Annotated in this window: 20 protein-coding genes and 1 riboswitch; of the genes, 1 reads left to right on the forward strand and 19 read right to left on the reverse strand. The window is 54.3% G+C overall.

Features of this window, described 5'->3' with window-relative positions; genetic code table 11:
• Positions 1-363 precede the first annotated feature (363 nt).
• The 7 genes from E0L13_RS01030 to hslO form a co-directional block, all read right to left on the reverse strand.
• Positions 364-1,497 carry a YibE/F family protein gene (locus tag E0L13_RS01030; protein ID WP_168059652.1) on the reverse strand — a complete coding sequence of 378 codons (1,134 nt, stop codon included), beginning with the start codon at positions 1,495-1,497 and terminating at the stop codon, positions 364-366.
• 6 nt (positions 1,498-1,503) lie between these two features.
• Complete coding sequence (locus E0L13_RS01035; protein ID WP_206081449.1) at positions 1,504-3,003, reverse strand: metallophosphoesterase family protein; 1,500 nt, start codon at positions 3,001-3,003, stop codon at positions 1,504-1,506.
• A 262-nt stretch (positions 3,004-3,265) separates the two neighbouring features.
• Positions 3,266-4,549 (reverse strand): amidohydrolase, encoded by a 1,284-nt coding sequence (locus E0L13_RS01040; protein WP_168059656.1) that lies wholly within the window; start codon positions 4,547-4,549, stop codon positions 3,266-3,268.
• Positions 4,550-4,569: 20 nt separating this feature from the next.
• Positions 4,570-5,811 carry an adenosylhomocysteinase gene (locus tag E0L13_RS01045; RefSeq protein WP_087477417.1) on the reverse strand — a complete coding sequence of 414 codons (1,242 nt, stop codon included), beginning with the start codon at positions 5,809-5,811 and terminating at the stop codon, positions 4,570-4,572.
• A gap of 17 nt (positions 5,812-5,828) precedes the next feature.
• Positions 5,829-6,884, reverse strand: a complete 1,056-nt coding sequence (gene mtnA / locus E0L13_RS01050; RefSeq protein WP_168059658.1) for an S-methyl-5-thioribose-1-phosphate isomerase — start codon at positions 6,882-6,884, stop codon at positions 5,829-5,831.
• 1 nt (position 6,885) lies between these two features.
• Positions 6,886-7,680 (reverse strand): S-methyl-5'-thioadenosine phosphorylase, encoded by a 795-nt coding sequence (mtnP, locus tag E0L13_RS01055; protein ID WP_087477415.1) that lies wholly within the window; start codon positions 7,678-7,680, stop codon positions 6,886-6,888.
• A 4-nt stretch (positions 7,681-7,684) separates the two neighbouring features.
• Positions 7,685-8,569, reverse strand: a complete 885-nt coding sequence (hslO, locus tag E0L13_RS01060; RefSeq protein ID WP_087477414.1) for an Hsp33 family molecular chaperone HslO — start codon at positions 8,567-8,569, stop codon at positions 7,685-7,687.
• A gap of 189 nt (positions 8,570-8,758) precedes the next feature.
• On the opposite strand from hslO, the gene E0L13_RS01065 reads away from it, so the two are divergent.
• Positions 8,759-9,193 carry a DUF6173 family protein gene (locus E0L13_RS01065; protein WP_087477413.1) on the forward strand — a complete coding sequence of 145 codons (435 nt, stop codon included), beginning with the start codon at positions 8,759-8,761 and terminating at the stop codon, positions 9,191-9,193.
• Between the two features lie 67 nt (positions 9,194-9,260).
• On the opposite strand, the gene ribE is transcribed toward E0L13_RS01065, so the two are convergent.
• The 12 genes from ribE to def form a co-directional block, all read right to left on the reverse strand.
• Positions 9,261-9,725, reverse strand: a complete 465-nt coding sequence (gene ribE / locus E0L13_RS01070) for a 6,7-dimethyl-8-ribityllumazine synthase (RefSeq protein WP_087477412.1) — start codon at positions 9,723-9,725, stop codon at positions 9,261-9,263.
• A 32-nt stretch (positions 9,726-9,757) separates the two neighbouring features.
• Positions 9,758-10,399, reverse strand: coding sequence for a riboflavin synthase (locus tag E0L13_RS01075; RefSeq protein WP_087477411.1), 642 nt, complete (start codon positions 10,397-10,399; stop codon positions 9,758-9,760).
• Complete coding sequence (ribD, locus tag E0L13_RS01080) at positions 10,380-11,516, reverse strand: bifunctional diaminohydroxyphosphoribosylaminopyrimidine deaminase/5-amino-6-(5-phosphoribosylamino)uracil reductase RibD (RefSeq protein ID WP_168059660.1); 1,137 nt, start codon at positions 11,514-11,516, stop codon at positions 10,380-10,382. Before ribD ends, E0L13_RS01075 begins: the two co-directional genes overlap by 20 nt.
• A gap of 99 nt (positions 11,517-11,615) precedes the next feature.
• Positions 11,616-11,752: riboswitch (FMN riboswitch) on the reverse strand.
• Positions 11,753-11,809: 57 nt separating this feature from the next.
• On the reverse strand, positions 11,810-12,454 hold the full coding sequence (gene rpe / locus E0L13_RS01085) for a ribulose-phosphate 3-epimerase (protein WP_087477410.1): 645 nt from the start codon (positions 12,452-12,454) through the stop codon (positions 11,810-11,812).
• Positions 12,455-12,456: 2 nt separating this feature from the next.
• A complete protein-coding gene (gene rsgA, locus E0L13_RS01090; protein ID WP_087477409.1) occupies positions 12,457-13,314 on the reverse strand; it encodes a ribosome small subunit-dependent GTPase A in 858 nt (285 codons plus the stop codon).
• A 13-nt stretch (positions 13,315-13,327) separates the two neighbouring features.
• Entirely contained in the window at positions 13,328-15,253 is a 1,926-nt protein-coding gene (pknB, locus tag E0L13_RS01095) for a Stk1 family PASTA domain-containing Ser/Thr kinase (RefSeq protein ID WP_095628860.1), read from the reverse strand.
• A gap of 39 nt (positions 15,254-15,292) precedes the next feature.
• Positions 15,293-16,000, reverse strand: coding sequence for a Stp1/IreP family PP2C-type Ser/Thr phosphatase (locus tag E0L13_RS01100; RefSeq protein ID WP_087477407.1), 708 nt, complete (start codon positions 15,998-16,000; stop codon positions 15,293-15,295).
• Between the two features lie 69 nt (positions 16,001-16,069).
• Positions 16,070-17,098 (reverse strand): 23S rRNA (adenine(2503)-C(2))-methyltransferase RlmN, encoded by a 1,029-nt coding sequence (rlmN, locus tag E0L13_RS01105; RefSeq protein ID WP_168059662.1) that lies wholly within the window; start codon positions 17,096-17,098, stop codon positions 16,070-16,072.
• 1 nt (position 17,099) lies between these two features.
• On the reverse strand, positions 17,100-18,431 hold the full coding sequence (gene rsmB / locus E0L13_RS01110) for a 16S rRNA (cytosine(967)-C(5))-methyltransferase RsmB (RefSeq protein ID WP_168059664.1): 1,332 nt from the start codon (positions 18,429-18,431) through the stop codon (positions 17,100-17,102).
• A complete protein-coding gene (locus E0L13_RS01115; RefSeq protein WP_168059666.1) occupies positions 18,428-19,192 on the reverse strand; it encodes a DUF116 domain-containing protein in 765 nt (254 codons plus the stop codon). The genes rsmB and E0L13_RS01115 overlap by 4 nt, the downstream gene beginning before the upstream one ends.
• Positions 19,193-19,196: 4 nt before the next feature.
• Positions 19,197-20,138 carry a methionyl-tRNA formyltransferase gene (gene fmt / locus E0L13_RS01120; RefSeq protein WP_168059668.1) on the reverse strand — a complete coding sequence of 314 codons (942 nt, stop codon included), beginning with the start codon at positions 20,136-20,138 and terminating at the stop codon, positions 19,197-19,199.
• Complete coding sequence (def, locus tag E0L13_RS01125; RefSeq protein ID WP_087477402.1) at positions 20,138-20,596, reverse strand: peptide deformylase; 459 nt, start codon at positions 20,594-20,596, stop codon at positions 20,138-20,140. The genes fmt and def overlap by 1 nt, the downstream gene beginning before the upstream one ends.
• Between the last annotated feature and the right edge of the window lie 24 nt (positions 20,597-20,620).

The raw sequence follows: 20,620 nt of genomic DNA on the forward strand, positions 1-20,620 counted from the left end.
AGTTTAGATTAAATAAGCCTCTAAAATAAACGATTTCTCCCCTCTTTATATATACTGCATCCCTAGACAAAAGTCAACGGATTTTACGAGGCGCAGTCTGTCCTTGGGCCGGAAATACATATATATTCTTTTGCTTTGACCAACCTCTTCCTGATCTGCCGCCTTGCCCATATTTTAAAAAGCGTTGCTATATATGTTATTCCCTGTTTGTCGTAAGGAAAGACATGCGGCTTTAGGATGGTTATTGCGAATTATTTGCAGTGTATATACTGCATTGCATACAGAAAGACCCCGTTTCAATAAGGCTAGAAATCACCTTGTAAAACGAGGTCTTTTGCATGTTTGTATGTAGAATACTGCTTGTTACAGATGTTTCTTGTCATCGCCCTTGCGCCAGGTAAAGGCGCTCAGAGCCGCTGCAATAGGCACGGTAAATATAACGCCGAAGCTGGCTGAGAAGCCCTTCATAATTTCGATGCCGATCGAGTTGGAGTTGATGAGCTGCAAGTACGGCAAATCGTACACGTAATCTAATACCCATGTTCCCAAGGAACCGCCGAAAAACGCTAGGATGAGCGTCGTTGACATGGTGCCCATGACGTCGCGTCCTACGTTCATTCCCGCTTGAAACAGGGCCTTGCGGCTGATTTGAGGATTATGCTTTTCGATTTCTGCGCAGGCCGACGTTACGTCCATGGCAATATCCATGACGGCTCCTAAGCTGGCGAATAAGATGCCGGCAAAGAGAATCTGGCCAATGTCGATCATCGTATTCTGAGCGACAAACATGAGGCTTTCAATATTCGATACGTTGTAGCCGGACAGATTGACGGCCTGGCCAAAGATAATAGCTGAAATGCCGGCAGTCAGAATGCCTCCCAGCGTCGCTAAAAAGGCTGTGACGCTCTTTTTCGACCAGCCGTTGATGAGGTACATCGTCGCCGCCAGGACGATGCCTGACGTGAGGATTGAAGCTGCAACGGGCCCTGTGCCCCGCAAGATCATGGGGAAAAAGAGAAATACAAAGCAGATAAAGGTAAATACTAAGGCGACGGCTGATTTGACGCCCTTTTTTCCGCCGACGACGCTCAGTAAAATCAGGAAGGCTGCAATGTACAGGTAAATCGGCAGGGAACGGTCGATGTTATATACCGTGTGCAGATCGAGCTGGCCGATCGTACTGGATATGACGACGACTTCCATCCCCGGTTCGCAGACCGTGCCAAAGAGAAGACCGTTCGGGCAATTTGCCTGAACGGTTTTCCCGGCATGGACGCCGCTTTCAATGCGCAGCAACACGATTTGGTCGCCGACGCGGCTTCCATTTTCCTGCACGTTATCCTGAATGATTTCTATGACCTGAGCCTTTTCAAAGGTACGGCCGTCTGTGTTGACCATCTGCGGTTTATCGACCTGATTGTACGATTGAAGGAAGTATCCTCCGGCGACGATACAGACGATGACGAGGAGCAAACGAAACCATTTAGAATGTATCATCTGTGCTTAGTCCTTTATGATGCTGTACGAGCTGTCGATGGGTGTTCCTGTTTCAGCGTCATAGGTATTGATGGTAAAGCTGTTATTTGTAATGCGGATAACCGAATAGGTCGGACGCCATGTCTGGCTGCGGGCGGCGATGTAATCCTGCTGCTGCGGAATGAGTTCGTAGAACTTGGAGCCTGTCGCAGAGTTGGACGACATGTAGAATACGCCATTCGGGTTGCGGAGTACGCCCTGGCTCATGTCGGCGATGGTATAGCACATGTTCTGGGATACATAATTGTTTTTAAATTCCTGATTTTTCAGGGCTGCATCCAGCAGGTTATGCTTCTGGCCGCACTGACCGGCTACTTTGAACTGATCAAAGGTTGCATGATCCTTGCCGTCGCTGCTCAGCTGGTATGTGCGGGCGTAGGTATGGTCATGGCCCTGAAGGACGACGTCAATCTTGTTGGCGTCGAAAATCGGCGTGAGCTGCGTGCGGAGCAGGATACCGTCCGAATCGGAATGGTCTTTGCCGCTGCCGTAAATATCCTGGTGCATGACGACGATGCGCCATTTCGTATCCGGATGGGCTTTGATGGCCTTTTCGATCAAGGCCTGATGGTCGGCGGCGTTGTAGTTATTGGCGTTGATGACGATGAACAGCGCGCTGCCGTAGGTATAGTAGTAACCGTAGCCGGCTTTAGTCGAATTCATTTCTTCCGTAAAGGGATTTGGGACGTTGAAGTGATTCTGATAGCCCGACGTCATGCAGTCATGGTTGCCGATGCTCGTAGCGGCAGGCAGGCTGCGCAGCGCGGCAGGAGACAGGTAGCCTGCATATTGATATTCCTGCATCTGAATCTTAGCGGCGCTCTGGTCTTCTGCCGGTTCGTTAATCTGGTCGCCAGGCGATACGAGGAAGTTGATTTCCGGATGCTGAGCCAAGGCGTAATTCAAGGTTTTTGCCCAGTTATACGAGTCGTTCCGGGCTGCGATGTCGCCATTCTGTTTTGCCGTTCCTTCTGATGGAATCTGGCCGGACGACGCGCCGATCTGCGGGTCTCCGACGTACATGATTGTGAAATCATCGGGATTGCCCGTCTTTATCTGGTGGGCTTCCTGCCATTTGCCATTGAGTTTTACCTGGTACCAGTATGTCGTTTCCGGCTTCAGATCTTTTACCGTAACCTTGTTGGTGTAATAGGGTACGCCGCTGATTACCGTACCATCCTGGCATGAGCCGTCGAAGGTTACGGCGTGTTTCATTGCCTGGTTATCGGCGATGCGGACCTGCGCGCGGTCGGCTTTTTCCTTGGAGTACCAGCCGAAATTCAGCTGAGAGGCGTCTGCGCCGGGAGCGATGGATACTTGTTCGTAATTGGTCTTAATGGCATCCCAATTGTCTTTCCACTGCTGCCAATCCGTATTTTCTGAAACGGTCGTTCTCGTCGTCACTTGCGGCGTAAGGGACGCATCGTTCCAATGCTCGGTCGCAGCAAATACGCCGAAAGAAGCCATACATAATACTGCTGCCACATACGCAGCAGCAACTTTCTTACTCTTTTTGACATGAAATGGACACATAATTGCAACATCTCCTATTGAGCTATAAACTAGCAAAGGTATACTAACTGCTTTTACTTTAGGCCTTTTGTGTAAAGAAATGCAGGTGATCATGTGAAATATATGTAAAAAACTACTGCGCCCTATCCCCTCTATCACCGGATGCATGCAAAAACGGCCGCTCCCCCTCTCAGGGAACGGCCGTCTTGATGACAGATTATGATAAGGCAGAAAAGAGCTTTTCTTTGGTCCGCTCTGCTTCCGCTTTGATTTTTTCAATGTCCAGTGTCGTAAATTCCTTGCCTTTCAGCAACACCTTACCGTTTACCATGACCGTATCGACGTCGAAGCTGTTGGCTGAGTATGCCAGCAAGGACATGGAATCGTTTTTCGGATACCAATGGAGCCCTTCTCTGTCGACAAGGGTAATATCGGCTTTATACCCTGTTTCTAATTTGCCGATATCCGTATATCCGAGGCATGCTGCGCCGGCTTCGGTCATCATGTTGACGGCCGATTCAGCCGGGACGACTAAGGGGTCCAGCGTATGGGCCTTATGGATAAATGCGGCCAAATGCATTTCTTCCATAATGTCCAGGTTGTTGTTGCTCGATGCTCCGTCCGTGCCAAGTCCTACGACGATGCCTTTTCTCAGCATGTCCTGTACGGGAGCGATGCCGCTGGCCAGCTTTAAGTTGCTGCCCGGATTGTGAGCGACGCGGACGCCCTTCTTGGCCATAATATCCATGTCGGCGTCGTCGACCCACACGCAGTGAGCCGCCAAACAGCCGCAGTCAAACAATCCCAGTTCGTCCATCAAGGCGATAGGCGATTTGCCGTACTGTTTGACAATATTGTCTACTTCGCCCTTCGTTTCGCACAAATGCGTGTGCACTTCCGCCCCCAATTCGCCGGCGGCTTCGACGACCTGGCGGATGTAGTCGGGCGGGCACGTATAAGGGGCGTGGGGGCCGAACATGACCGTAATGCGTCCGTCCGCCTTTCCATGCCACGTCTTGTAAAATTCCTTATTTTCCTGCAGCGCCTGCTGGGCGTTGGGCGTCACGCCCGTCAAGCCGCGGCTCAGGGCGGCCCGGATGCCTGAGGCTTCTACGGCTCTGGCTACGTCGTCCATGAAGAAATACATGTCGGCGAAGCTCGTCGTGCCGCAGCGGATCATTTCGGCGATGCCTAGCATCGTCTGGGCGTATACGACGTCGCTGTCCAGCTTGTCCTCTGCCGGCCAGATCTTCTTTTCCAGCCAGTCCATAAGCTGCATGTCGTCGGCATAGCTGCGGAATACCGTCATGGCGATGTGCGTATGCGTATTGACGAAACCAGGCAGGGCCAGCATGGAACGGCCTTCGAGGACTTCATCGTAATCCCCTGCCTGGGGCGACGTCGGAAATCCCGTAATGACGCTGTCCGTCACTTCAATGTTCTGATGCTCTGTAATGACGTGGTCTTTGTATAAGGCCACGTCTTTGATCAACGTTTTCATCGGCTGTCCTCCCTGCCCAATCAGTCCAGATTTAAGTATTTGCGCTGTTCTTCCGTCAAGGTGTCAATGCTGTAGCCCATGGAACGCAGCTTGATCTTAGCGATTTCCATGTCGATATCGCGGGGCAGGACGTATACGTGATTTCCCAGTTCAGCGTGATGTTCCAGAATATATTTAGCTGCCAATGCCTGTACGGCGAAGGATAAATCCATGATTTCCGCCGGATGGCCGTCGCCGGCAGCGAGGTTTACCAGGCGGCCTTCAGCCAGCAGGTTGATAATGCGGCCATCAGGCAGCTCATAGCCTTCGATATTATGACGGGCTTCAAAATGGCGTACAGCCAATGCTTCCAGTTCGGGACGGTTGATTTCTACGTCGAAATGACCGGCGTTGGCCAAGATGACGCCGTCCTTCATATTTTTCATGTGTTCGCCGCGGATGACGTCCTTGTCCCCTGTCAGGGTGACGAAGATATCGCCTACCTTGGCGGCTTCAGCCATCGGCAGCACTTCAAAGCCGTCGAATACGGCTTCGATAGCCTTGATGGGGTCTACTTCCGTAACGATGACGTGAGCGCCCAGGCCCTTAGCCCGCATAGCGCAGCCGCGGCCGCACCAACCGTAGCCGGCGATGACGACTTTCTTGCCGACGACGGTGAGGTTCGTCGTGCGCATGATGCCGTCCCACGTGGACTGGCCTGTGCCGTAGCGGTTATCGAAAAGGTATTTGCAGTACGAATCGTTTGCCGCAATCATGGGGAATTTCAGCTGGCCCGCTTTATCGAGGCCATGAAGGCGGTTAACGCCTGTCGTCGTTTCTTCCGTGCCGCCGAGGAGGTTTTCCAGGGCGTCGGTCCGCGTCGTATGGAGCAGATGAACCTGATCGCCGCCGTCGTCGATGATGATATCCGGATGATGGTCCAGAGATTTGTTGAGGAAATTGAAATATTCTTCCTCTGTCGCGCCATACCAGGCATAGACTGTCAGGCCGTCTTCTACGAGAGCTGCGGCGACGTCGTCCTGCGTCGACAAGGGATTGCTTCCCGTGACGATGACGTTGGCGCCGGCCCGGTGCAGGACTTCGGCCAAGTACGCCGTTTTAGCTTCCAAATGGACGCTGACGCAGACCGTCTTGCCTTTAAAGGTCTGTTCTTTAGCTAATTCGTCGCCGATAGCGTTCAGCGCCGGCATGTAGTGGTCAACCCAGCTGATTTTTTCATGACCGCTCTTAGCTAATTTGATGTCGCGAATAATAGATTCCATACGATAAGACTTCCTTTCTATATATTGAAAAATGCATGAACCTGCGCAGTGTCAGGCTTGCGGATAACCCCTTTTTCCGTAAAAATAGCCGCGATATTCTCGTGAGGCGTTACGTCGAAGGCCGGATTAAAGACGGCGGCTTCCGGCAGCGCCGTCGGTACTCCCTGAATGGAACGCACTTCGTCATGATTTCGCTCCTCAATGGGAATTTGTTCCCCCTTGTCCAGGGACAGGTCGAAGGTCGAAATCGGGGCGGCGACGTAAAAGGGAACGCCGTGTTCCTTCGCCAAAATCGACACGCCGTAGGTGCCGATTTTGTTGGCTGTGTCGCCGTTGGCTGTAATGCGGTCGGCCCCGACGATGACGGCGTCGACGCCCTTCGTCTTCATGACCCAGGCGGCCATGTTGTCCGTAATGAGCGTCACGGGAATGTCGTCGGCCATGAGCTCCGATACGGTGAGGCGCGCTCCCTGCAGGAGGGGCCGCGTTTCATCGGCATAAACCATGCGGATCAGCCCCCGTTTGTGAAGAGAGCGGATGACGCCCAGAGCCGTGCCGACGCCGGCCGTAGCCAGCGCCCCGGCATTGCAGTGCGTCAATATCGTCAGAGGCTTGCCTGCCGCGGCTAACTCTTCAGCGCCGTATTCCGACATGGCCGTGTTGATTGCCACATCTTCGGCCTGCATGGATTTCGCTTTGTCTTCCAGCAGCTGGAGAATAGACGAGACCGGTTGTTCCTCTGCTCCATACGCCGCGGCTTTCATCGTTTCCAGGGCCCAGTGCAGGTTGACAGCCGTAGGCCGGGCTTCGTCGAGGCAGCGGCAGCATTCGGAGAAATCGGCAAGGAACTCCGAAGTCGACTCATAGTCGCGCGTATCGGCCAGCATGCGGGCCGCCAGGACCGAGCCGTAAGCCGCGGCTACGCCGATAGCCGGCGCGCCCCGTACGGCGAGGATGGAAATGGCGTCGTATACGTCCTGCCATTTTGTACAGGTAATATAGGATTCTTCCAGGGGAAGCTTCGTTTGATCCAGCAGGACCAGCTGGCCGTTCTGCCAGCGCAGCGTATCCATATTACACCGTAAAGCCGCCGTATTCCTGCAGGGCGTGGCGGCACAGGCAATCGTCGTCGCCGTACAGTTCGACGGCTTTCATGATCAGGGTACGCAGGCGGAGGGAGTTTTCCGCCATGCAGTCTACGACTTCCGAATGAGTCAGGGCGGACGGAGAAATGCCGGCGGCGAAGTTCGTAACCATGGAAACCGTAGCGTAGCAGATTTCAGCTTCCCGGGCTAGGCAGACTTCCGGTACGTTGGTCATGCCGACGAGGTCGCCGCCCAGCGTTTCGTACATCTTGATTTCCGCCGGCGTCTCAAACCGCGGTCCTTCCGTGCATACGTAGGTGCCGCCGTTGTGCAGGGCGTATCCTCCCAGTTCGTCAGCCGCTGCCATGAGAGTACGGCGCAGGGTCGGGCAGTACGGCTCGGTCATATCGACGTGGACGACGCCGTTTTCCCCGCCGTCAAAGAAAGACGTATGGCGCGACTTCGTAAAATCGAGGAACTGGTCGGGCAGGACAAATTCGTTCGGCTTAAAGTCGCGGTTCAGGGATCCGACGGCCGTCGTCGAAATAACGGCTGTAACGCCTAACCGCTTTAAGCCCAGCATGTTGCCCCGGTAGTTGATCAGATGAGGCGGTATGGAATGGGTTTTACCATGACGGGGAAGGAAAATCAGTTCTTTTCCCTCATATGTGCCGCGGACATAATGGATCGTGCCGTAAAAGGTGTCCATGTGATGCTCTTTGGCGTTTTTCAGCATCTTGATATCGCAGACGCCCGTACCGCCGATGATGGCAATTAAGCCCATACTATCACTCCTTATGTGCGTTTTCGAATAAAGTAACTAATTCGTCGTGGCTGATGACGTATTTTTCGCCGCAGTAATGGCAGGTCATCTCTACCTGCGGATCCTGCAGCAGTTCCTCCTTATCCTGAGCTCTCAGGGACAGGAGGACGTTTTCAATGCGCTGGCGCGAGCACGTGCACTGCCACCAGGCAGGCTTGCGGAATAATTCCTTAAAATGCATGCCGCTTAAAATAATGTCGATCAGCCCTTCTCCATCGGGATGATTCTTCAAATACGTCGTAATCGGCCCGATCTGCGTAATGTTGGCCTCGACCCGCGCTAAGTCTTCTTCTTTCGCCCCTGGCAGAGCCTGGACGAGAAAGCCGCCTGACGCGGCAATCGTATAGTCCCGGTCGACGAGGACGCCTAAGCTGATCGTCGAGGGAATCTGCTCCGACGTGTATAAGTAATAGGCCAAATCTTCGGCAATTTCGCCGGATACGAGGTCGGCCTGGCTCGTATAGGTCATCTGCTCCGGCGTAAAGCGCGTTACCGTCAGCTGGCCGTGCTGGCCTACAGCGGCTCCTACATCTAATTTTCCGTTTGCTTTGAGGGGCAAATCCACTGCGGGATTGTCGATATAGCCCCGTACTTTATTGGAATCGAAGGCGTCGACGTGAACGGCTCCTAATGGGCCGTCGCCGGCAAATTTAAGGGAAACGCCTTCATGATTTTTATAGTCTCCGGCCAGGAGGAGCGCTCCCGTCATGGCCCGGCCCAAGGCGGCGCAGGCCACAGGCGACAAATGATGCCGCTGCCGCGCCGTTTCTGTTATGCGGCGCGTCTGGGCGATAGAAACGCGAATTAACTCGTCTGATGTATAATGGACAATCTGGTCTTCAATATGCATCCTGTTCTGATATCCTTTCTACATAAAATCTGAATCTAATTATACTACACCTGCGAGTATTTTTCACTACTAATTTGGCAGGTCGGAAAAACTGTGCTGCCCGCTGCCGGACTCTTTCGCCGTACCGGCAGGATTTCTCCCTTCCGCATGGAATTATGTATATAAGAAACGGAAAAAGGGGGCATTACTATGGCAGACGAAAAGAAGGAATATACGGCGGCAGACGGCCGGGATATCCTGATCATTCCGCCGTCGGCGCCGCTGGATACAGCAGAAGATGAAGATCCGGAAACGCCCTACCTGGCTTCGGATATGTACCGGCGCATCGTCGCGCTCATCAACAATTTTGAATCGGACATGCCCGACGATATGCAGGCCGGCGGCCGCCTCGTATCGGCCGGCAACATTACCTTCAGCATTCAGGACGTAGGCTTTTGGGACCCGAATATGATCGTCTTCTACGGCGAACTATCTGACGGCTCTCACGTCGAATTGGTTCAGCACTTGTCTCAGCTGAACCTGCTTCTCGTCGCCGTCAAGCGGACCGACGATACGGACAAGCCGCGGCGGATCATCGGCTTTACGACGAAAGACGAGCCCGATACGGAGCCTGCGGCAGAATAACTGCATACGGCGTATAAAAGAGGCTGGTGCGCGAAGAAATTCTTCGGCATCAGCCTCTTGCGTTTTCTTACAGTTCTTTTATGAGGTTGACCATTTCGATAGCCGCTGTCGCTACGTCGAAGCCCTTGTTGCCCGCTTTCGTGCCGGCCCGTTCGATAGCCTGTTCGATATTTTCCGTCGTAATGACGCCGAACATGATAGGCACGCCTGTCTTCAGGGACGCCTGAGCAATGCCCTTGGCTGCTTCATTGCAGACCAGGTCGTAGTGGCTCGTCGCGCCGCGGATGACTGCGCCGAGGCAGATGACGGCGTCGTATTTGCCCGATTCGGCCATTTTCTGGGCGATGAGGGGAATTTCAAAGGAGCCGGGAACCCAGGCCGTCGTGATGTCGTCGTCGCTTACGCCGTGACGATGGAGGGCGTCGTATGCGCCGCCGAGGAGCTTGCTGCAGATAAATTCGTTGAAACGCGCTACGACGATACCAAACTTAGAACCAGAACCAATTAATTGACCTTCTTTGATGTGTGCCATAGTAGAACACTCTCCTATTCTGAAATAGTATTTTAAAATCCATTTTCCAACAGCGTTTCCATTGTGATGCCGGAACGTTTGCCCGTATGGGCTGTTGTAAAGCTATGGACATATTTCCCAATTACGTCGGTTTCCAAATTGACGACGGCGCCGGGATGCTTGTCGATAAGCGTCGTATTGGCCATCGTATGGGGAATGATGGATACGGAAAATTGGCTGTTGCCTACGGAAACGACGGTCAGGCTGATGCCGTCGATGGCGATAGAGCCCTTTTCGACGATGAACGGCTCCATGTCCTTGGGAATGGAAATCGTAATGACCCGGGCGATGCCGTCGGCGGCGATGCGAGCGATATGGCCGACGCCGTCGATATGGCCGCTGACGATGTGGCCGCCCAGCCTGCCGCCGACCTGCATAGCCCGTTCCAAATTGACCTTCGAGCCGCTCTTGATGTCGCTCAGGGACGAACGGCGCATCGTTTCGTGCATGACGTCGGCCGTGAAGGACGAATCCGTCATGGAGGTCACCGTCAGGCAGACGCCGTTGACGGCGATGCTGTCGCCGAGCTGCGTCCCTTCCAGTACCTTACGGGCCTGAATCGTCAGCTTTATCGAGTCGGGACGGCGGTCCATCTGGCCGACGGTGCCCAATTCCTCAATGATGCCAGTGAACATAAGCTCCCTCCCTGTTCGCATTATACGCTGTAATCAAAATATTGCCGTCGTGCAGCTCGACCGAATCGTAAGCCAGGGGCAGGCACTCGTCGAGGGAATCGACGCCATGGCCGCCGACAGACGACAGGGCCTGTTCGCCGCCGATGACTTTGTCGCCGATAAAGGCGTATATCTTATCGACGAGCTTGTGGTCGAAGAAGGTCCCCTGAATTTTGCTGCCCCCTTCGACGAGGATGCTCTGCAGGCCCTGCTTGTACAGCAAGTCCAGAGCTGCCGGCAAATCGATGTGACGATCCCGGTTCAGCGGAGCCAGCAGGACAGTGACGCCCATGTTTTTCAATTCTCTCATCTTTTCTACCGGGCAGAGGGACGTCGTCACGACGATGGTCGGCGACGTCTTATCCGTCAGGACGAGGGAATTTAGGGGAATGTGGCCCTGCGAATCCATGATGATGCGTACTGGCTGGTGAGGCTCGTCATGGGCTTCGCGGCGGATGCGGCAGGTCAGCAGCGGATTGTCAAGCTTGACCGTATTGATGCCGACGAGGATGCCGTCGTAGATAGAGCGCAGGTAGTGGCCGTAATTGCGGGCCCATTGATTCGTAATCCACTGGGATTTTCCCGTCCGCGAGGCGATGCAGCCGTCGAGGCTCTGCGCTATTTTGACGGCGATAAACGGCTTCTGCACCATCATGTTTTTAATGAATACTTCGTTCAGCTGAGCGGCTTCCTTGGAAAGCAGCCCGATTTCGACAGGTATGCCGGCCTGCCGGAGAATGGCCGCGCCCTTTCCCGCTACGAGGGGGTTAGGATCCAGCATGGCGATGACGACCTTGCCGACTCCCTTTTCCACGAGCGTGCGGGCGCAGGGCGGCGTCCGCCCGTAATGCGCGCAGGGTTCCAGCGTAACGTATACCGTCGCGCCCTTTGCCTTGTCGCCGGCTTCGCGCAGGGCCCATACTTCCGCATGGGGCGTGCCGGCCTGGCGATGGTAGCCCGTGCCGACGATTTCACCGTCTTTTACGATGACGCAGCCGACGGCCGGATTCGGCGTTGTATACCCTAAGGCCAGCTTTGCCAGCTCCAGGGCTTTTCTCATATAATCTACCGGTTCCAAATCTGTCATTCCTTTCCTGATAGATTTTGTTATAAAAAATAAAAAGGCTACGGGTATGGAAACCCAATAGCCTTTTGCGCACAACAAAAATAAACGAAACGTCGTCTTTTCCCATCCAGACTATACTGTCGGTACCGAAATCGCATCGGTTCAGCCCCGCTTACGCCAGGCTAGCGGACTATACCGCCGGTCAGGAATTGAAAGCTGCCCTTTCTCACCTTGCCCCAAAGACTATTATTCATATCCACCTATGATTTTAGCACATAAGGGATAGAAATACAAGTACAGACTTCTTACCGCAGCGCGGCGATGGCCGCTGCCCGGTCTGCCGCTCCAAATACGGCGCTTCCCGCAACGAGGAAGGTAGCGCCGGCTTCCTTGACCGCCTGTACTGTATCGGCGTTGACGCCGCCGTCTACTTCTACGACGGCTTCCGTGTTGCCGACGGAATCGAGCAGCGCCCTGGCTTCACGGATTTTATCCAGCGAATACGGAATGAATTTCTGGCCGCCGAAACCGGGATTGACGCTCATGATGAGGATCATATCGAGCTGCGCCGCCACGCAGGATAAAGACGATACGGGCGTAGCCGGATTCAAGGCAACGCCGCACTTCATGCCGGCGCTGCGGATATGCTGCAGCGTGCTGTCCAGGTGAGGACACGCTTCCTGATGGACTGTAACGTACTGCACGCCGGCTTTTGCCAGGCCGTCTACGTATACGTCGGGATGTTCGACCATCAAATGGGCGTCGAAGGGAATGGAAACGTGCTTCCGCAAGGCGGCGATGATCGGCACGCCGAACGTCAGGTTCGGCACGAAATGGCCGTCCATCATATCGAGATGGATGCAGTCTGCTCCCTTTGATTCTACGTCTTTAATTTCTTCAGCCAGCCGGGAAAAATCGGCGGACAAAATAGAAGGACAAATGTGTATCATACCTATCGGTTCCTTTCGAGAATAGAATTGACGATTTTGCAGTACGTTTCATACCGTTCTTTCTGTATCTTGCCTTCGGCAACGGCATCCTTTACGGGGCAGTCCGGCTCCGACAAGTGGAGGCATGACGAAAAGCGGCAGCGTCCGCCGTAAGGCGTCATGTCAGGAAATAAGGCGAAGACCTCCCCTTTGTCGAGATGTTCGAATTCCAGCGAACTGAATCCCGGCGTATCGATGACATACGTATCGCCTTCCAGCTGCATGATTTCCGAGTGCCTCGTCGTATGGCGGCCCCGCTTTATTTTTTCGCTGACTGAGCCGACAGACAGGTCCCGCCCTAAAATCTGAGACAGCAGGCTCGACTTCCCGACGCCGGACGGCCCGGCAAATACGGTCATCTTATGAGGAAGCAAAGCCTTGATGGAGTCCAGCCCTTCGCCGGTAACGGCAGACACAAGATAGACATCATAGCCGCAGGTTTCATAAAAGGCTTTATAAGCTTCCGCTGTTTCACGGTCTAAATCGCACTTGTTAAAGCACAGCTTCGGATGAACGCCGCCGTATTCGCAGGTCATGAGCAGCTTGTCGACGAGAAACTGATTGGGGTCCGGCGATTGCGCCGCCATGATGACAAACATCTGATCGATGTTAGCCACGGCCGGGCGGCGGAGGCTGTTCCGCCGCGGCAGCTGCTTTTCGACAACGCCCTTTCCGCCGCCTAATTCCGTAATTTCCAGCTCATCTCCGACGAGTATCTTCGCCTTGACCTTTCCCCGGCGACGGCATTCGACGAGCTGTCCGGCGCCGATATCTACGTAGTAATATCCGTTGTAATTTTTTATAACGCGGCCTGTAGTCATGATCCTCCTTCAATTAAATGTACTGATCCTGTACTAACGAATTGTTGATATATACCTTGACGCGGGTCTTGCCTACGCCGCTGATATTTTTAGTAATGCTGTCGCCGCCGGACTGGTTCTTGTCATAGACGACACGGGTGCCGTTGTCGTCCGTCACGACGATCTGCACGTGCTGACTCGACGCGCCGGAAGGAACGCTGATATTCACCGTGCCGTAATGAGGCGTGCCGGCCGGTTCCTGATTATTGGCGCTGCCGTCGGGAACAGCCGCCGCTGCGCCGTATTCGACAGTCAAATCGACGACGTTGCCGCTGCGCGGACTTTGTTTGACAACCTTAGCCAGGGCGTTGTCCTTGGACGCATCCAGATTGGTCACGTTGCCGACGATATATCCGGCGTTTTCCAAGGTCTTCATGGCCGTATCCAAGGTCATGCCGCTGACGGTCGGCGCATCCTGTCCGTTTTTAGCGTCATTCTTCTTTTCGGCCTTGCGGCAGATAATGACGTCGACCGACGAGCCCTTCGCTACTTTGCGCGGCGAGGCCGGGCTCTGGCTGATGATCTTGCCGTTTTCATATTTTTCGCTTTCGGCGTAATGGACGGAGCCGATGGTCAGGCCGATTTCAGACAGCTTTTTCTTCGCTTCATCCAGCGTCAGGTCCCGCAGGTCGGGCATGAGGACTTCCGAGCCTTGATTGCCCTTGCTGACGGTCAGGTAAATAGTCCGGTTTTCCTTGACGACGGCCCCTCCCGACGGCGTCTGGGTAATGACCTCGCCGACAGGCACTTCATCGCTTTCTATTTCGTTGACCGAAACGTTGAGGTGTTCCTTGGACAGTATTTCCTTGGCGATTTCCACCTGCTTGCCTGTTACGTCGGGAACGGTAATATCCTGAGTGCTCCAGAAATTGCCGAAGGAAAAGAATGCCCACATAAACGCGACGACAAAGACGCCGAGCATACCGATGATAATGGATTTTTTCGAATGGCTGCTGATGGAATCGAGCATGCGGGAAAAGATATTTTTCTTCTGCTCCTCTTCCGGCGATTTCAGCGGCGGAATCTTCTGAGTCGCAAAATTATTTTTGATAATCGGCATGGCTCCTTTATTGGTATTGACGAATCCTTGGGACAAGCGAAGCTCCGACATCATTTCGGCAATCGACTGGAACCGGTCGTCGGGATTCTTGGCCATGGCCTTTAAAATACACTGTTCCACCAGTCGGGGAATGCGGCGGTTATACTTCGTCGGCAAGGGAATATCATCCTGCACGTGCTGCAGGGCGACGCTGATTGCCGTCTCGCCTTCGAAGGGCACGACGCCGGTCATCATCTCGTACATGACGACGCCCAAGGAATAGATATCCGTCCGTTCGTCTACGGGGCCGCCGCTGGCCTGTTCCGGCGAAAAATAATGGACGGAGCCCAGCACGGCGTGGTCATCCTTGTTGGTCGCGCTGGAATTTATAGCTCTGGCGATGCCAAAGTCGGCGACTTTGATGCGTCCCGTTTCAGTCACCAGGATGTTATGGGGCTTGATGTCGCAGTGGACGATGCCGTTTTTATGGGCATTTTCCAAAGCCTCGCCGATATCGAAGGTAATCTGTATGGACGTATTGATCGGCAGATGGCCGTGCTTTTCAATATATTCCTTCAGCGTTTCGCCGCGGACGTATTCCATGACGATGTAATGCACATTTTCGTCATAACCAACATCATATATATTTACGATATTGGGATGGGACAGCTTGGCCGCCGCCTGCGCTTCCTGACGGAACCGGACGACGAAATCGTGGTCGTCTCCGTATTTTGCGAGAAGGATCTTGACGGCGACGATACGGTCCAGCAAAATATCCTGGGCCTTGTAGACGACGGCCATGCCGCCGGTGCCTACTTCCTCCAATATCTTGTATCTGTTGTCTAATATATGACCAATCATTTTTAGATTCTCCACCACTTTCATAGTAGTCAATCCCGATTATATGGTTGTTAAAATTGCAGTAACATTGTCTTTTGCGCCGTTATCGTATACCTGGGCAAAAAGATCGTTGATAATATCGCGTTCACTGCGGCTGTAATCGCCGACGGCGTCGCGCAGGACCTGCTCGTCCAAAAACGACGTCAGGCCGTCGGAGCAAATGAGTATCCGGTCTCCCCGCTCTACGGCAAAGGCGCCGCTGTCTACAAGCAGCGTCTTATCGACGCCGACGGCGCGGGTCAGGACGTGGCGCTGCGGGTGGTTCTGCAGCTCTTCTGACGTGATTTTATGCCGTTCCAGCAGCTCCTGGACGATCGTATGGTCTACGGATATTTGCTGCAGCCGGCCGCCGCGGTACAAGTAAATGCGGCTGTCGCCGACGTGACCCCAAAAGGCGTGCTGCTTGGCCAGGGTTACGAGAGATATAGTCGTTCCCATGCCTTCCAGCGACGGGTCGATCATCGTCTTGCTGATAATGCAGGAATTTGCGTATTGAATAGCTTTTTCCAGTTGTACCGGCGCGGCAAAGGTAAAGTTCTTAAAATAATAGGCGATGGCTTCTACGGCCGTCTTGCTGGCTATTTCGCCGCCGACGTACCCGCCCATGCCGTCGGCGACGGCCAAGACGTTTCGTTCGCGGCTTATATAAAAAGAATCTTCATTTACCTTGCGCACCAGACCGATTCGTGATTCGCCGTATGTGCCCAAAGTCTCACGTCCTCTCGCGGTGCGTTGTTATTACATACACATAATTCATATCATATTCCCTAGGACATGTCAAATGTTTTCACGCTTGATACGCAGCTGCCCGCAGGCGGCCTGGATCTGGCTTCCCATTTCGCGGCGCAGCGTGACGTTTATGCCGCGTTTCTGCAAATACGCAATAAAGGAATTGATTTCTCCTGCTGACGGACGATACAGGCCGACGTCGTAATTATCATTTATGGGAATGGCGTTAATCAGGATATTTTTTCCGCCAAACAGCTCTGCGAGCTCGCGGGCGCAGGCCGTGCTGCAGTTTACGCCCTGTATCAGGATGTATTCAAAAGTCACCTTGCGGCCTGTTTTCTGAAAATAATGGTCTGCCGCCTTCAGCACGTCGGCGACGGGATAGGTGTCCGTAATCGGCATGATGCGGCGGCGCAGCTCGTCGTTCGGCGCGTGGAGCGACACGGCCAGCGTAATAGGGATGCCTTCGTCGGCCAGGTCATACATGCGCGGCACGATGCCCGACGTCGACAGGGCCATGTTGCGGTATCCCAGATACAGCGTGTCCTTTTCATGGATCATCTTCATAAAACGGACGACGTTGTCATAGTTCAGCAGGGGTTCGCCTGTCCCCATGATGACGATAGAGTGAAGATCCGGCGTTACGTATTTGCGGAACGCCATGAGCTGGGCTACCATTTCGCCGGCTGTCAAATTGCGGACGAAGCCGTTTTTAGCCGAAGCGCAGAAGGCGCAGTTTACGGCGCAGCCCACTTGCGACGACAAGCAGATAGAATTGCCGTAGTCGTGCATCATGAGGACTGTTTCGACGGTGTTGCCGTCGTGCAGGCTCAAAAGCAGCTTGACCGTCTGACCGTCCGGCGACTCCAGCTTAGACAGGATTTCGGGGAAACAGATGGGCAGCTCGGCCTTTAGCTTCTCCCTGTCGCCCTTGGGCAGCAGGACCATGTCGTCCCAGGAAAAAATATGCTGCTTATAGATGTAGTGAAAGATTTGGTCTGCCCGGAATTTTTTCATGCCCCGGGCTACGAGGAACTCCTGCAGCTCCGTTTTGGTCATATCGAATATATCGGCCATATTACTCTCCTCTTCTCATGCGGGCGATGAAAAAGCCGTCCAGGTGGTCGCGCTGCGGCAGCAGCTGGATGCACGGCCCGTCGTGATTCGGCAGGCGGCAGAAATCTGCAGCGTTTTCCAAGTGGAAGTCGCCGTGATCCTGCAAAAATTGCCGTACAATCTGGATATTTTCTTCATCGTGCATCGTGCAGGTGCTGTACACGAGGACGCCGCCGGGCTTGACGCATTGGGATGCGCTGTCCAGGATGCGCTTCTGCAGTACCGGCAGAGTCCGTAAGTCGCTGGGCTTCTTGCGCCAACGCAAGTCGATTTTATGGCGCAGCACTCCCAGGCCGGAGCACGGCGCGTCAACAAGCACCCGGTCGGCACGGCCGGCGTAGGACTGGCCGATCGTGCAGGCGTTCTGCAAAATCGTGCGCACGTTGGCCAAGCCCAGGTGCTTGGCGTTGCTTTCGATGAGGCGCAGCTTATGCTCGTAAATATCTCCGCCGTAGACCGTACAGGTCGGTCCGCCCAGGGCGGCGATGTGCGTCGTCTTTCCTCCCGGCGCGGCGCAGACGTCGAAAATGAGCTCGTGAGGCTGAGGATCCAGCACATGGGCGACGAGCTGAGACGGCTCGTCCTGAATGATAGCCAGCCCCTTTTTCAGGGCTTTGACGCTGCCGATGTTAGGGATGTCCGGCAAATATACGCCTTCAGGCGCATAGGCTGCTTTTTCAGCCTGAATTCCCTCTTCCGCCAGTTGGGCAATGAGCTCGTCGCGGCTGACGCAGGCCGTATTTGTCCGCAGGCAAAGCACCGGTATACTGTCGAAATACCGGCACAGCGCTTCTGTTTCAGCCAGGCCGTACTCTTTAATCCACGCTTTTACCAGCCAATCCTGCTGATGATACGTCAGCGTCAGATGCAGCAGCGGATCTTCTTCCATCGTCGGAATGGAAAATTCTTGCCGGCGGCGAAGGCTGCTGCGCAGCATGGCATTGACGAAACCGGCCATGCCTTTATTGCCGAGGCGCGTCGCCAGCTTGACCGATTCGTTGCATGCCGCCGACTCGGGCACCTTGGTCATGCCGAATATCTGGTACAAGCCTAAGCGGACGATGGCCAGACACAGGGGATCGAGCTTATTGAGCTTGCGCGTGCTGATTTTTGATACGATCCAGTCTAAGTAATTGATATACCGCAGCGTGCCGTATACTAATTCCGTGTAAAACCGGCGGTCCCGGTCTTCCATTTTATATTTTTGGATAGCCTGCGACACAACGATATTGCTGTATCCTTCGTCTTTGCAGATAGCCAGCAGGCTGCGCAGGGCTATTTCACGTACGTTCATGCATCTTCTCCTATCATTGCAGATAAAATTTCTGTTAAGGCTCGTATATCGACGTCAGTATTGAAGCAAGGGCCGTTCGGCCGCTTGTTCAGCAAGCCGACAGCCGGCAAAGGCGCTACGTCCTGCATGCCGCTGATCAAGTCGCGCTCGCAGGCGACGGCTACTACCGCTTTCGGACGACAGGCCGCGACGACTTGCCGGGCCAGCGTTCCGCCGGGAACGACAGCGAAAGAAATGCCCAAGCGTTCCGACAGAGCTGTCATCTCGCCGATGGGACAGCGGCCGCACCGCCGGCAGTTCTGCACGTTCCGCGTGATTTTATGAGGGCATTGGTCCCACTGCAGACAGTGCGGCGCCAGCAGCAGGACTTGCCGCGGCGGCAGGCAGAGCGGACGGCGCAGGATCAAGTGATTCAGGACCTGGATATAGGCCCGGCTTATGGCGCTTTCCGCATACAGCAGCTTGCCGATACAGCGCACGAGGGAAAAGAGGACGCGAAGGCAGACAAATAACAACTGGCGAAGCCGCTTGTTTGAAGGCGTTCCGGCCAGTACACAGACCCACGTAAACCCATAAGCTGCAGCGGCCGCCGCCAAGCACAGCCGGACGGCCCAGTCCCACCAAGCCGCTGCGGACGGCACATACAGGGACAGTCCCGGTTTGACCAGCGCGCAGACGGCGGCAAATCCAGCTAAAAAGACGGCGGCAGCGATACCGCCGCCGCTTAAAAATAAAATCGTCTGCCTGTACGCTGCCTTCACGAGTTTACTCCCTCGTTAAGACGTCGCCAGGCTGCAAGGAAATGCCTTGGAGAAACTGGGCCGTCTGCATGCGCTTCCGGCTTTCCGGCTGTACTTCACGCACGCACAGCGCGCCGCTGCCGGTTTGTACCGTAAAGGTCTTCTTAGTAACGGCGATGATCGTCCCCGGTTCAGCGTCGGCTCCGTCAACGACGGCGGCGCTCCACACCTTGAGGCGTTTGCCGTCGAGCCATGTATAAGCGCCGGGATGAGGATCAAGGGTGCGGATAAGCCGCTCGATGACAATAGCGTCCTGCGTCCAGTCGATTTGCGCCGTTTCCTTGTCGATTTTTGCCGTATACGTAGCCTGAGATTCGTCTTGGGGGCAGGCATTTCGTTCATACTCTTCAATATGGGCCAATACGTCCGTCAGCGCCTGTGCGCCCAATACGGACAGCTTATCGAAGAGCGATCCCGTCGTTTCCTTCGGGTCCAGCTTTATTTCCGCTTTCTTCAGGATGGCCCCCGTATCCATGCCTTCGTCGAGGAGCATGATCGTCACGCCGCTTACGGCCTCGCCGTCCTTGACGGCATACTGGATCGGCGCGGCTCCCCGATACTTCGGAAGGAGCGAGCCATGCACGTTCAGGCAGCCGTACTTAGGAATATCCAGTACGGCCTTGGGCAAAATCTTGCCGTAGGCAATGACGATGATGACATCGGGCTGAAATGCCGCCAATTCGGCTACGACCTGTTCGTCCCGCAGCGTATCCGGCTGCAGCACGGGAATCCCCAATTCCAGAGCCTTTTCCTTTACGGGTGAAAAGGAAACCTTTTTCCCGCGGCCCCGCTGCTTATCGGGCTGGCTGTACACTGCGGCGATGTCAAAGCCCTGATCGTGCAGTGCTTGCAGGGACGGCACGGAAAAATCGGGCGTCCCCATAAATACGATTCGTAACGATGCCATTAGCCTATTCTCCGTAAATTTTCTGCTTTTTCAATAAAAAGCGTACCGTATAAATGATCGATTTCATGCTGGAAAATACGAGCCAGGAATCCTTCAGGCTCATAGATCACCGTTTTGCCGCGGCGGTTCAGGGCCTTGACCTTGATGCGGTGATGCCGTTTTACCGTGCCGTAATAGCCGGGAACGCTCAGGCAGCCTTCATCTCCGTCGTCCGTTTCTTCCGAACGCTCGATGATTTCCGGATTGATCAGCTCGATTAAGCCGTTGCCGTCGTCGAGGACGACGAGCTGCAGCGATTCGTTGACCTGCGGGCCTGCGAGGCCGACGCCTTCGGCAGCGTACATGGTTTCAGCCATGTCATCGAGCAGTTTTTTAATGTGTTTCGTAATATGTTCAACCGGTTTTGCTGTTTCTTTCAAAATAGGCGCGCCGGCTTCAATGATTTTTAGCGTTGCCATTCTCTCACCTCATAGCTTACTATA

It is taken from the genome of Megasphaera sp. SW808 (assembly GCF_012027795.1).
Taxonomy (GTDB): Bacteria; Bacillota; Negativicutes; order Veillonellales; family Megasphaeraceae; genus Megasphaera; species Megasphaera stantonii.